The organism is Streptomyces sp. PA03-3a (assembly GCF_033792735.1).
Lineage (GTDB): Bacteria > Actinomycetota > Actinomycetes > Streptomycetales > Streptomycetaceae > Actinacidiphila.
In genome coordinates this window covers 182141-194717 of the sequence record NZ_JARAVM010000013.1, presented here as the reverse complement: position 1 = coordinate 194717, position 12577 = coordinate 182141, and the positions used below count along the sequence as shown (strand labels likewise).

Sequence of the window (12577 nt, the reverse complement as noted above, 5' to 3'; positions counted from 1 at the left end):
GCCGGCGCGACGGCCGCCGTCGAACGCCCGGAGGGCGTGTGCGCGCCGCGCACACGCCCTCCGGTTCTCCGCTGCGAACCCCTGCCCGGGTCTAGAAGACCGGCGCGCCGCCACGGGTCAGCTTCCAGTCCTGCGAGCCGAACCGCGCCGGGTCGATGGAGCCGTTGGCCTGCACCCAGGTGATGATGGTGTTGCGGATCTCCTCGGAGTTCGCCCACACCTGCTGCGCCGTGGCGACACCGGGGAAGTTGCCGCCACCGTTGGCCCGGTAGTTGTTGACGGCCAGCACGAAGCGGGCCGACTCGTCGATCGGCGCGCCCTGGAAGAGCACGTTCGACACCCGGGAACCGGCGGGCCGCGAGATGTCGATGTCGTAGGTGACGCCGCCGACGACGTCGTAGTTGTAGTCCGGCGTGCCGTTCGCGTTCGTCAGCTTCGCGACGTCGACGGGCACGTCGGGCGCGGTCTGCACGAAGTAGTTCGCCGAGAACTCGATGTACGCCTTGATCTGGGCACCGGTCAGGACCCGGGCCTCCAGGGTGTTCTCGAAGACGTACAGCCCCGCGACGTCGCGGATGGTGACCTGGCCCGCCGGGATGGCCGCGGTGCGCGAGAAGCAGGCCGCCTGCGACAGCACGGGCAGGGAGGCGTACTCCGTCGCGGCGAGCGCCGCCTTGACCGTCTCGGCCTGGACGAAGTTGATGAAGTCGATGATCGGCGTGTCCTTGTAGGGCGACTCCTCCGCCGACATCGCGGCGGCCGAGGTGCCGATCACCTGGTTGACGTAGCCCACGACCTCCTTGTGCTCGTCCGCGAGCAGCCGGACGATCCGCGGGTCCTCCTCGACCGTGTTGGAGTTGAGGACGGACGCGCCCACGGTGACGACCTCCCACTTGCCCCGGACCAGCTCCAGGCCGAAGTCGAAGACGGTCAGCCGCTGGCCCCACTTCAGCGGCTCGGAGAGCACCACGCCCTGGCCGGTCTGCTTGTTGGCCACCACGTACTCGGGGATCTCGGAGTGGGCGTGTCCGACCAGGATCGCGTCGATGCCCGGCACCTGCTCGGCGACGAGCGCCGCGGCGTTCTCGACGTACGGCAGCTGGTCACCGTAGGAGGAGGTGCCGGAGGAGCCGCTGTGGGCCGAGACGACGACCACGTCCGCGCCCATGGCGCGCAGCCGCGGCACGTACTTCGCGGCCTGCTCCTCCAGACCCGGGAAGGTCATTTTGCCCTGCACGTTGGCCTTGTCCCAGATCGCGATGCCGGGGTTGGTCAGGCCCAGGACCGCCACCTTCACGTCGGGCGCGCCCTTCACGCGCAGCCGGTGGAAGGAGTAGGGCGCGAAGGCCGGCCGGCCCGTGCGCGCGTCGAGCGCGTTCGCGCCGAGCAGCGGGAAGTCGCACTGCTCCTCGAACTTGCGCAGCACGGGGATGCCGTAGTTGAACTCGTGGTTGCCCAGCGCCGCCGCGTCGTAGCCGATGGCGTTCATGGCCTGCGCCATCGGGTGCACCGGACCGTGCTTGGCGGTGATCGGGTCGATCTTGGCGTAGTAGTAGGACAGCTGGGTGCCCTGGATGGTGTCGCCCGCGTCGATCAGCAGGGTGTTGCCGCGGCCCTTGGCGGCGCGCTGCTGATCGACCAGCGTGGAGATCTTGGCGAGACCGACGTCGTTGTGCGCCTTGTCGTCGTACTCGGCGTCGGTGAAGTAGTCCCAGTTGAAGACGTTGCCGTGCAGGTCGGTGGTGCCGAGGACGCTGAAGGAGTACTTCTTCGGTCCGTGCCCGTGCCCGTGCCCGTGGCCGTGGCGGCCCGTGGCCTGGGCCGGGGCCGCACCGGCCACGGCGCCCGCCGTGCCGGCGAGCGCGAGACCCGCGCCGGTGGCGGCGGAGCGGTTGAGGAAGTCCCTGCGGTTCAGCGGCATACGTCGGCTCCTGGGGTCCGGTGGCGCCCCCGGTGGTCGCCAGGGGCGGGATGATCGTCTTTTTGTGGTGTTAACGCGCGTAGATTCTGGCGCAAGGGCGCTCCCGGCAACACCCCCGCCAGGTTGCGAACAGATGACTCGTCACGGCCGCGGCGGCCTGGCAGGGTGGGACGCATGACCACAGAACCGGCCAGGACGTACCCGACGCCCGAGACCCCGCACGTGGGGGTTCGGGGCGAGGCGACCCTCGAGGTCGAGCCCGAGCTCGCCCGGATCGCCGTCACCGTCAGTGCCCGGGGCACCGACCGCCGCGCGACGCTGGACGACCTCACCCGGCGCAACGCGCAGGTGCTCGAACTCGTCAAGGGCTGTGCCGACGCCGTAGAGAAGCTGGAGACCGGCGCCTTCGTGATCACCCCCGAGCTGCGGGAGCGGGGCCGCGGCGAACGCGTACGGGCGTACCACGGCAGCGTGCGCGTGGGCGCGGCCCTCACCGACTTCACCGTTCTGGGGGAGCTCACCACCCGGCTGGCCGATCTGGAGCTCACCCGCGTCGACGGTCCCTGGTGGTCTCTGCGCCCCGACTCCCCGGCCTACGGCGAGGCCCGCCGGCAGGCCGTGCGCGACGCGGTGCAGCGCGCCCGCGAGTACGCCGAGGCGCTCGGCGCCCGCCTGGTCGCCCTGGTCGAGCTGGCCGACGAGGGCGTGCAGCAGTCCGCACCCTTCCGTGCCCGGCCGGCGATGCGGACCGCCGCCTTCGCGGCGCCCGGCGGCGGCGCGGAGTCCGCACCCGCCCTTGACATGGAGCCGGAGCGACAGAGCGTGTACGCGCAGGTCACCGCGCACTTCACGATGACGGCCCCCGACCTGTCGTCCTGAGGCGCGCCGCACCCGCGGTGTGCTCATCAGAGCGGAACACGGCTCACTTCACCACTTGTCAACAACCGTTAATCAGGCTGACGTTGGTCAGTCGCATTCCACGAGGTACCTACTGTGAAGTAGGTCATAGGCTCGCTCCATGCGCCGAGCAAAAATCGTCTGCACCCTCGGGCCCGCCACCGACTCCTACGACCAGATCAAGGGCCTGGTCGAGGCCGGTATGGACGTCGCCCGCCTGAACATGAGCCATGGTTGCCACGCCGATCACGAGGAGCGTTACCGGCGCGTGCGCAAGGCCGCCGACGAGAGCGGCCGGAGTGTCGGGATCCTCGCGGACCTTCAAGGCCCGAAGATCCGGCTGGGACGCTTCGCGGAGGGCCCCGTACTCCTTGAACGCGGTGACGAGTTCACGATCACCACCGAGGAGATCGAGGGCGACCGCCTGGTCTGCGGCACCACCTACAAGGGTCTCGCCGCCGACGTCACCCGCGGTGAGCGGATCCTCGTCGACGACGGCCGCGTCACCCTGGAGGTCACCGGCGTCGACGGCCCCCGGGTCCGCACCCTGTGCATCGAGGGCGGTCTGATCTCCGACAACAAGGGGCTCAACCTCCCGGGTGTCGCGGTCTCCGTGCCCGCCCTGTCCGAGAAGGACGTCGAGGACCTGCGCTGGGCGCTGCGCACCGGTGCCGACATCGTCGCGCTGTCCTTCGTCCGCAGCGGCCGGGACGTCGAGGACGTGCTGCGCATCATGCGCGAGGAGGAGCGCCGGGTCCCCGTCATCGCCAAGATCGAGAAGCCGCAGGCGGTCGAGAACCTCGAGGAGATCGTCGCCGCGTTCGACGGGATCATGGTGGCCCGCGGCGACCTCGGCGTCGAGATGCCGCTGGAGGCCGTGCCCATGGTGCAGAAGCGCGCCGTCTCCCTCGCCCGGCGCAACGCCAAGCCGGTGATCGTCGCGACGCAGATGCTGGAGTCGATGATCGACTCCTCGCGCCCCACCCGCGCCGAGGCCTCCGACGTCGCGAACGCCGTCATGGACGGCGCCGACGCGGTCATGCTCTCCGGCGAGACCAGCGTCGGCAAGCACCCCGTCGAGACGGTCAGGACCATGGGCCGGATCGTCGCCGCCGCCGAGGAGGACATGCTGGCGGCCGGCCTGCCGCCGCTGACCGAGCAGAACAAGCCCCGCACCCAGGGCGGCGCCGTCGCGCGCGCGGCCGCGGAGATGGGCGACTTCCTCGACGCCAAGTACCTGGTGGCCTTCACCCAGTCCGGCGACACCGCCCGGCGGCTCTCCCGCTACCGCTCGCCGATCCCGGTGCTCGCCTTCAGCCCCGAGCCGGCCACCCGCTCGCAGCTGAGCCTCACCTGGGGCGTGGAGACCTTCCTCGGGCCGATGGTGCAGACGACCGACGAGATGGTCGACCAGGTCGACGAGGAGCTGCTGCGCATCGGCCGCTGCCAGGAGGGCGACATCGTCGTCATCACGGCGGGGTCGCCGCCCGGCGTCCCAGGGACCACCAACCTCGTGCGCGTGCACCACATCGGTGAGGACGACTCCCCTTCGCACCGCTGACGCCGCTGACCCCGTCGGCGCCGCCGCCCGCGGCCGGGCGGCGGCCGCGCGCCTCCAGCAGGAGCGCGAGCGACAGCAGCGCGGCGCCGAGCAGCAGGGAGCCCCACGGCAGGTAGGAGGTCATCAGCAGCACCGCCTGCCGCTGGGAGCTCACCAGGCCGACGGTGTGCCGGACGTAGTCCTCGCGCATCCTCACATGCCCGGCGAACGCGGTGATCGGCCGCTGCTTCCCGTCGGTGAAGCGCATCTCCTCGCGGTGGACCTCCTCCCCGTTGACCCCGGGAGGTGAAATGAGAACAGGTTCTACGGCGTCAGTTGACCGGGCCGGAGGCGGTGCCGCCCTCGGTCTCCGTCGGCGACGGGCTGTCGCTGGGGGAGGCCGTCGCGCACGGGTCGGGCGTTCCGGTCGGCGACGGGGAGGCCGTGTCGGTGGGGGTCACCGTGGGTGTGCCGGAGTCCGTCGGACAAGTCGGCGGATCCGTCGGGTCCGTGGAGGGGTCCGTGGAGGGGTCCGACGTCGGGGAGCTCGTCGGGGGCGTCGTCGTCGGCGAGGGGCTGCCGGGGGTGCCGATCGTGCCGCTGGAGGACGCGGTCGGGGTGGGCTTCTTCGTCGGCCGGGGCGAGGAGCTCGCGCTCGGGGACTTCGACGGCGAGGGCGTGGCGGAGGGGGAGCCGGAGAACGGCGGGTTGCCGGGGGTGTCGCTGCCCGCGCCGCCGATGTCGGGAACGGAGACGACGTCGCCCTCGCGGAAGTGCTCGTACCAGGACAGGACGGTGTTCAGGTACGCGGTCGAGTTGTTGTAGCCCAGGATCGCCTGGTGCAGGTTGCTCTCGATCGACAGGTCGCGGTTGCCCGCGCAGAGGTAGCGGCCGGCGGCGAGCGCCGCGTCGAATATGTTGTTCGGGTCGCTGACACCGTCGTCGTTGCCGTCGGAGCCCCAGGTCTGCCAGGTCGACGGGATGAACTGCATCGGGCCGACGGCGTGGTCGTGGACGCGGTCCCCGTCCCAGGCGCCGTCGTCGGTGTCCGTGATCTTCGCGAAGCCGTTGCCGTCCAGGGTCGGGCCGATGATCGGTGAGATCGTGGTCCCCTCGGAGTCGACGTTGCCGCCGCGCGCCTGGTTGGACTCCACCTGGCCGATCGCGGCCAGCAGTTCCCAGCGCATGTTGCAGCCCGGGTCGCTGGCGGCGAGCGCCGTCTCGGCCCTGCGGTAGGCCTCCAGGACGGTGGCGGGCAGGCCCGTGCCGTCGGTGGTCACGGTGCCGGCGCCGGCGTCCGGGGTGGTGGTGCTGCCCGGAGCGGGGGTGTTGAGCGGCGGGAGCGCGGTGAAGTACTCCGACGAGTTGCCGTCGATGGGATCGCCCGGCGGGGGCACGATCGGGGCGCCGACGCTGGTGTTGAGGACGCCCTGCAGCAGTCCGGGAGCCTGGGAACCCGTCAGCGCCGCCATGGCCGCGGCGGCCACCGCGGTGCCCGCGACTCCCCTGCGGATCCGCCGTCCGTACCGCGCTCGCATACCCGGTGCCCCTCCCCAAAGCCGTATTGCCCGTCTCCCTGCGTGGCAACCCTGGTGACCCTACGGCAACTTCCTGAACGGAGCCACCGTCCCGGACGTCGCATACTGATCGGACCGATGTGTTCCGGAAGAGGTTGCATGCCGTTCACGATCAGTCATGCGTTGGCCGTGCTGCCCGGTCTGCGGCAGGACCGCGCTGGCACCGTACGAGGACGCGGCCCGCTCGTCGCGGCGGCCCTCGTCGCCGGCTCCTTCGCCCCCGACGTGCCCTACTTCGCCGACTCGCTGGTGCGGGGCCTGTTCGGCTACGGGCAGTTCACCCACGCGCCGCTCGGCGTCGCCCTCGTGGACCCGCTCATCGCCGCCGGACTGGTGGGCGGCTGGATGGTGCTGCGCGGCCCGCTGGTGGCCCTGCTGCCCGAGCACCGGCAGGCGGGGATCGCGGCCCTGGCGGGTGTCGGCGACCCGGTGCGGCCCTCGGCCCGCTCGGTCGCGGCCTTCTGGCTGTCGGCGGTGGCCGGGGCGACCACCCACGTGGTCTGGGACGCCTTCACCCACCCCGGGCGGTGGGGTGTGCGCCTGCTGCCCGTGCTCGACCACGAGGTGCACGGCACGGCCCTGCACAAGTACGTCCAGTACGGGAGCTCGGCCATGGCGCTGGCCGTGCTGGGCTGGTACGGGCTGCGCGCCCTGAGGGCCGCGTCCGATCCGGCCGAAAAGCGTCCCTCCCCCGTGCCCCGGCTCTCCCGCCGGACCCGGCGGCTCGCCCTGGCCGTCCTCGGCGCCACCACGGCCGCCGGGGCCGCAGTACGCGCGGAGCAGTGGTACGGGGCGACCGGCGACGCCGCCGGGATGATCCCGGCCGGACTCTTCGGCGCCGGAGCGGGACTCGCTCTGGCCGCCGCGACCTGCGCCGGCGCGGTGCACCTCACGCACCGCGCCGCCCGCCGCGACGGCCGGGGGACGCCCGGTCAGTGGGCCGCCGACTCCCAGTCCGGACCGACGCCCACGGAGACGTCCAGCGGCGCCCGCAACGGATAGGCGGCCGCCATCTCGCGGCGGACCAGCTCCTCCACCGCGGCCCGCTCCCCGGGGGCGACCTCGACCACGATTTCGTCGTGCACCTGGAGCAGCAGCCGCGACCGCAGCCCCTCCCGCGCGAGTGCCGCGTCGACCTTCAGCATCGCGACCTTGACGATGTCGGCGGCCGAGCCCTGGATCGGCGCGTTGAGCGCCATCCGCTCGGCCATCTCCCGGCGCTGCCGGTTATCGCTGGTGAGGTCCGGCAGGTAACGGCGGCGGCCCATCAGCGTCTCGGTGTAGCCCGTGACCCGGGCCTCCTCCACCACCCGCTGCAGATAGTCCCGCACACCGCCGAACCGCTGGAAGTACGTCTCCATCAGGCCGCGCGCCTCGGCCGCCTCGATGCCCAGCTGCTGCGACAGGCCGAAGGCCGACAGCCCGTACGCCAGGCCGTACGACATCGCCTTGATCTTGCGGCGCATCTCGGCGTCCACCTGCTCCGGCGGCACCGAGAAGACGTAGCTGCCGACGGTGGTGTGCAGGTCCTCGCCGGAGTCGAAGGCCGCGATCAGACCCTCGTCCTCCGACAGGTGGGCCATCACCCGCAGTTCGATCTGGCTGTAGTCGGCGGTCAGCAGCGACTCGTAGCCCTCGCCGACCACGAAGCCGCGGCGGATCGCCCGGCCTTCGTCGGTGCGCACCGGCACGTTCTGCAGGTTGGGGTCGGTCGACGACAGCCGGCCCGTGGCGGCCACGATCTGGCTGAACGTGGTGTGGATCCGCCCGTCGGGAGCGATCGTCTTGACCAGCCCCTCGACCGTCACCCGCAGCTTCGCCTGCTCCCGGTGACGCAGCATGATCACCGGCAGCTCGTGCTCGGTCTGCGCCGCCAGCCACGCCAGCGCGTCCGCGTCGGTGGTGTAACCCGTCTTGGTCTTCTTCGTCTTGGGCAGCCCCAGCTCGCCGAAGAGCACCTCCTGGAGCTGCTTGGGCGAGCCCAGGTTGAACTCGTGCCCGACCGCGGCGTGCGCCTCCTTGACGGCGAGCTGCACCTCGCCGGCGAACCGCTGCTCCAGACGCTCCAGATGCTCGCGGTCAGCGGCGATGCCCGCCCGCTCCATCCGCGCCAGCAGCGCCGAGGTCGGCAGCTCCACCTCGCGCAGCAGCCGCAGCGCGCCGTCCTGCTCCAGCCGCGCGGCGAACGCGTCACCGAGGTCCAGCACCGTGCGCGCCTGCACCATCAGCGCCTCGGACTCGGCCTCGTCGTCGGCTCCGAAGGCCAACTGCCCGTCCTCGCCGCCCGCGGGGGCCAGTTCCCGACCCAGGTACTCCACCGACAGGTCGTCCAGTGCGAACGAGCGGCGGCCGGGCTTCACCAGATACGCGGCCAGCGCCGTGCACATCGCGACCCCGTCCACGCCCCAGCCGTGCTCGGCCAGGACCCGCGTCACGTTCTTGGCGTTGTGCAGGACCTTGGGCCGCGCGCCGTCCGCCAGCCACGCGGCGAAGGCCCGCTCGTCCTTCTCGTCCAGCGCCGCCGGGTCGAACCACGCCGCCGGGCCCTGCGCCGTCGCCAGAGCCACCTCGGACACGCTGCCCGCGCCCAGCGCCCACGCGTCGACCGTCGCCACGCCCAGCGGCCCGCCGGCGTGCTCCGCCAGCCAGTCGGCCAGCTCGCCCGCGGCCAGCACCCGGCCCTCGACGGCGACGCCGCCGGCGACCTCCTGCGTGGCCTGCTCCTCGGCGCCCGGGTCGGCCGCGTACAGCCGCTCCCGGAAGTTGGGGTGACGGAACTCCAGGGTGTCCAGCACGTCGTCGAGCGCGGCCCGGTCGTACGGCTGCCGTGCCAGCTGCTCCGGCCCGCACGGCAGCTCCACGTCCCGCACCAGCTCCGTCAGCCGCCGGTTGAGCTTCACCGACTCCAGGTGCGCGCGCAGATTCTCGCCCGCCTTGCCCTTCACCTCGTCCGCGCGCTCCGCGAGCTCCGCGAACGACCCGAACTGGTTGATCCACTTGGCGGCGGTCTTCTCGCCGACACCCGGGATGCCGGGCAGATTGTCCGACGGGTCGCCGCGCAGCGCCGCGAAGTCCGGGTACTGCGCGGGGGTCAGCCCGTACTTCTCCTCGACCTTGCCCGGGGTGAACCGGGTCAGCTCGGAGACGCCCTTGGTCGGGTACAGCACCGTGACGTGGTCCGAGACGAGCTGGAAGGAGTCGCGGTCCCCGGTGACGATCAGCACCTCGAACCCCAGCGCCTCGGCCTGCGTGGCCAGCGTGGCGATCACGTCGTCCGCCTCGTAGCCCTCCGTGGCGAAGCGCTGCACGTGCATCGTGTCCAGCAGCTCGCCGATCAGCGCCACCTGGCTGCGGAACTCGTCCGGCGTCGCGGACCGGGTCGCCTTGTACTCGGGGAACTCCTCCAGCCGCCAGGTGCGCCGCGAGACGTCGAAGGCGACCGCGAGATGCGTCGGCTGCTCGTCACGCAACGTGTTCGCCAGCATCGAAGCGAAGCCGTACACCGCGTTCGTGGGCTGGCCGGTGGTGGTGTTGAAGTTCTCCACGGGCAGTGCGTAGAAGGCCCGGTACGCCAGCGAATGCCCGTCCAGCAGGAGCAACCGGGGCCGCTCACCCCCCTGGGGTGCGGTGCCGGTCGCTGCGCTCGTCTTCTCTGCCTTTGCTGCCACGTCCCCGATCCTCCCACGCCCGACTGACACTGCCGGTCCGCGGTCTCGCCGTGGCAGGATCGAAGTCATGGCAGGCAAAGCACCCGCAGGCGACCCCGTCCAGGACGCACCCGAGGTCAGCGCCCCGCAGCAGGCCGCTGCCGGGCTCACGGCCATCGGGCACACCCTCCGCGTCGCGCAGCAGCAGATGGGGGTGCGGCGCACCGCGCTCACCCTCCTCAAGGTCAACCAGAAGGACGGGTTCGACTGTCCCGGCTGCGCCTGGCCGGAGCCGCAGCACCGGCACACCGCCGAGTTCTGCGAGAACGGCGCCAAGGCCGTCGCCGAGGAGGCGACCCTGCGCCGGGTCACCCCGGACTTCTTCGCCGCGCACCCCGTCGCCGACCTCGCCCGGCGCAGCGGCTACTGGCTGGGCCAGCAAGGCCGCCTCACGCAGCCCATGTACCTGCCCGACGGCGCCGACCACTACGAGCCCGTCCCCTGGGAGCGTGCCTTCGAGATCGTCGCGGACGAGCTGAACCGCCTGGCGGGCCCCGACGAGGCCGTTTTCTACACCTCCGGCCGCACCAGCAACGAGGCCGCGTTCCTCTACCAGCTCTTCGCCCGCGAGTTCGGCACCAACAACCTGCCCGACTGCTCCAACATGTGCCACGAGTCGTCCGGCTCCGCGCTCGCCGAGACCATCGGCATCGGCAAGGGCAGCGTCCTGCTGGAGGACCTCTACCGCGCCGACCTGATCATCGTCGCCGGGCAGAACCCCGGCACCAACCACCCCCGCATGCTCTCCGCCCTGGAGAAGGCCAAGGCGAGCGGCGCCAGGATCGTCACGATCAACCCGCTGCCCGAGGCCGGCCTGCAGCGCTTCAAGAACCCGCAGACCCCCAAGGGCCTGGCCGGCGGCGGCACCCCGCTGGCCGACCTCTTCCTGCAGATCCGCCTCGGCGGCGACCAGGCCCTCTTCCGCGCGCTCAACAAGGCCCTCCTGGAGGCCGAGGACCAGGCGCCCGGCACCGTGCTCGACCAGGCCTTCATCGCCGGGCACACCCACGGCTTCGAGGAGTGCGCCGCCGCCGCCCGCGCCACCGGCGCCGACGAGGTGCTGCGCGCCACCGGGCTGCCGCAGTCCGAGATCGACGAACTGCTCGCCATGGTGCTCGGCGCCAAGAGCGTCATCGTCTGCTGGGCGATGGGCCTCACCCAGCACAAGCACTCCGTGCCCACCATCAAGGAGGTCGTCAACTTCCTCCTCCTGCGCGGCAACATCGGCCGTCCCGGCGCAGGCGTGTGCCCCGTGCGCGGCCACAGCAACGTCCAGGGCGACCGCACCATGGGCATCTACGAGAAGCCCGCACCCGCCTTCCTCGACGCCCTGGAGAAGGAGTTCGGCTTCGCCCCGCCCCGCGAGCACGGCCTGGACACCGTCGCCGCCATCCGCGCCCTGCGCGACGGCGACGCCAAGGTCTTCTTCGCCATGGGCGGCAACTTCGTCGCGGCCTCACCGGACACGGACGTCACAGAGGCGGCCATGCGCCGCGCCCGCCTCACCGTTCACGTGTCCACCAAGCTCAACCGCTCCCACGTGGTCACCGGCGCCCGCGCCCTGATCCTGCCCACGCTGGGCCGCACCGAGAGGGACGTCCAGGCGGCCGGCGAACAGTTCGTCACCGTCGAGGACTCCATGGGCATGGTGCACGCCTCACGCGGCGGCCTGGAGCCCGCGGGCCCCCTCCTGCTGTCGGAGCCGGCCATCATCTGCCGTCTCGCCCGTGCCGTCCTCGGCCCGGACAGCCGGGTGCCCTGGGAGGAGCTCGAGGTCGACTACGACCGGATCCGCGACCGCATTTCCCGGGTGGTCCCCGGCTTCGACGACTTCAACGTCAAGGTGCGCCGCCCCGGCGGTTTCACCCTCCCGCACGCCCCGCGCGACTCCCGCAGCTTCCCGACCGCCACCGGGCTGGCCAACTTCACCGCCGCGCCCCTGGAGTACCCGCACGTTCCCGAGGGACGGCTGCTGCTGCAGACGCTGCGCTCGCACGACCAGTACAACACCACCATCTACGGCCTCGACGACCGCTACCGCGGCATCAAGGGCGGCCGCCGCGTCGTCCTGGTCCACCCCGACGACGCCGGCGCTCTCGGCTTCGCCGACGGCGCCTACACCGACATCGTCAGCGAGTGGACGGACGGCACCGAACGCCGCGCCGAGGGCTTCCGGGTGGTCCACTACCCGACGGCCCGCGGCTGCGCCGCCGCCTACTACCCGGAGACCAATGTGCTGGTCCCTCTCGACCACACCGCCGACACCAGCAACACCCCGGCCTCCAAGTCCGTCGTCGTCCGGCTGGAACGGACCACCCCGGTCGGCGGTCCCCGCTGACCGTCCGGTAGAAAACGGGCCAGTACACCGAACGACGACGATCGGAGCCACCGTCCATGGGCGAGCAGACCACCACCAGCCTTTTCTCCCCGGAGGTCATCGAGCAGTACGCCGGTCTCGGCGTCGACCTGGTGGCGCTCTTCTCCGCCGGCGATCTCGGCTCCCGCATGGGCGTCGAGATCGTCGAGGCGACCGCCGAGCGCGTCGTGGCCACCATGCCCGTCGAGGGGAACACCCAGCCCTACGGGCTCCTCCACGGCGGCGCCTCCGCCGTCCTGGCGGAGACCATCGGGTCCATCGGCGCCATGCTGCACGGCGGCCCCGGCAAGATCGCCGTCGGGGTCGACCTCAACTGCACCCACCACCGCGGCCTGCGCTCCGGCAAGGTGACCGGGGTCGCCACCCCCGTCCACCGCGGCCGCTCCTCCGCGACCTACGAGATCGTCATCAGCGACGAGCAGGACCGCCGGGTCTGCTCCGCCCGCCTCACCTGCATGCTGCGCCCGGCCACCCCGGGCACCGTCGCCCCCTGACGACCTCCTGTACGGCGCGGCACGCGCCACGCACGGCCCGCACGAGGAGAACGGCCCCCGGAAT

8 protein-coding genes and 1 pseudogene are annotated in these 12577 nt (G+C 71.9%); 5 read left to right on the top strand and 4 right to left on the bottom strand.

Annotation, left to right across the window (positions count from 1 at the left end; translation table 11 throughout):
• Nucleotides 1-91 precede the first annotated feature (91 nt).
• Nucleotides 92-1921, bottom strand: coding sequence for a bifunctional metallophosphatase/5'-nucleotidase (locus tag PV342_RS18320; RefSeq protein WP_400803191.1), 1830 nt, complete (start codon nucleotides 1919-1921; stop codon nucleotides 92-94).
• 174 nt (nucleotides 1922-2095) lie between these two features.
• On the opposite strand from PV342_RS18320, the gene PV342_RS18315 reads away from it, so the two are divergent.
• Nucleotides 2096-2800, top strand: coding sequence for an SIMPL domain-containing protein (locus PV342_RS18315; protein ID WP_400803194.1), 705 nt, complete (start codon nucleotides 2096-2098; stop codon nucleotides 2798-2800).
• A 139-nt stretch (nucleotides 2801-2939) separates the two neighbouring features.
• Nucleotides 2940-4379 (top strand): pyruvate kinase, encoded by a 1440-nt coding sequence (gene pyk, locus PV342_RS18310; RefSeq protein WP_400803196.1) that lies wholly within the window; start codon nucleotides 2940-2942, stop codon nucleotides 4377-4379.
• Between the two features lie 22 nt (nucleotides 4380-4401).
• Here pyk and PV342_RS18305 read toward each other — a convergent pair.
• A pseudogene (locus tag PV342_RS18305) lies at nucleotides 4402-4686 on the bottom strand (porin PorA family protein); the annotation flags it as partial.
• Between the two features lie 4 nt (nucleotides 4687-4690).
• The gene (locus tag PV342_RS18300) at nucleotides 4691-5896 is read right to left on the bottom strand and encodes a lytic transglycosylase domain-containing protein (RefSeq protein ID WP_400803199.1); all 1206 of its coding nucleotides are present in this window, start codon (nucleotides 5894-5896) and stop codon (nucleotides 4691-4693) included.
• A 138-nt stretch (nucleotides 5897-6034) separates the two neighbouring features.
• On the opposite strand from PV342_RS18300, the gene PV342_RS18295 reads away from it, so the two are divergent.
• Nucleotides 6035-6937: a DUF4184 family protein gene (locus tag PV342_RS18295; RefSeq protein ID WP_400803201.1), complete on the top strand. Its 903-nt coding sequence runs from the start codon at nucleotides 6035-6037 to the stop codon at nucleotides 6935-6937.
• On the opposite strand, the gene polA is transcribed toward PV342_RS18295, so the two are convergent.
• Nucleotides 6868-9603 carry a DNA polymerase I gene (polA, locus tag PV342_RS18290; RefSeq protein WP_361006124.1) on the bottom strand — a complete coding sequence of 912 codons (2736 nt, stop codon included), beginning with the start codon at nucleotides 9601-9603 and terminating at the stop codon, nucleotides 6868-6870. The genes PV342_RS18295 and polA overlap by 70 nt on opposite strands.
• A gap of 67 nt (nucleotides 9604-9670) precedes the next feature.
• Between polA and PV342_RS18285 the strand changes: the two genes are divergently transcribed.
• Together PV342_RS18285 and PV342_RS18280 are read left to right on the top strand one after the other, a co-directional pair.
• Complete coding sequence (locus tag PV342_RS18285) at nucleotides 9671-11980, top strand: FdhF/YdeP family oxidoreductase (protein WP_400803205.1); 2310 nt, start codon at nucleotides 9671-9673, stop codon at nucleotides 11978-11980.
• A 56-nt stretch (nucleotides 11981-12036) separates the two neighbouring features.
• Nucleotides 12037-12513, top strand: coding sequence for a PaaI family thioesterase (locus PV342_RS18280; protein WP_018557213.1), 477 nt, complete (start codon nucleotides 12037-12039; stop codon nucleotides 12511-12513).
• Nucleotides 12514-12577: the final 64 nt, after the last annotated feature.

Excerpts from the sequence above, each read along its gene's own strand:
- pyk (WP_400803196.1), top strand. The coding sequence starts at position 2,940 with ATGCGCCGAGCAAAAATCGTCTGCACCCTCGGGCCCGCCACCGACTCC.
- PV342_RS18300 (WP_400803199.1), bottom strand. The coding sequence starts at position 5,896 with ATGCGAGCGCGGTACGGACGGCGGATCCGCAGGGGAGTCGCGGGCACC.
- PV342_RS18320 (WP_400803191.1), bottom strand. The coding sequence starts at position 1,921 with ATGCCGCTGAACCGCAGGGACTTCCTCAACCGCTCCGCCGCCACCGGC.
- PV342_RS18280 (WP_018557213.1), top strand. The coding sequence starts at position 12,037 with ATGGGCGAGCAGACCACCACCAGCCTTTTCTCCCCGGAGGTCATCGAG.
- PV342_RS18315 (WP_400803194.1), top strand. The coding sequence starts at position 2,096 with ATGACCACAGAACCGGCCAGGACGTACCCGACGCCCGAGACCCCGCAC.
- PV342_RS18295 (WP_400803201.1), top strand. The coding sequence starts at position 6,035 with ATGCCGTTCACGATCAGTCATGCGTTGGCCGTGCTGCCCGGTCTGCGG.
- PV342_RS18285 (WP_400803205.1), top strand. The coding sequence starts at position 9,671 with ATGGCAGGCAAAGCACCCGCAGGCGACCCCGTCCAGGACGCACCCGAG.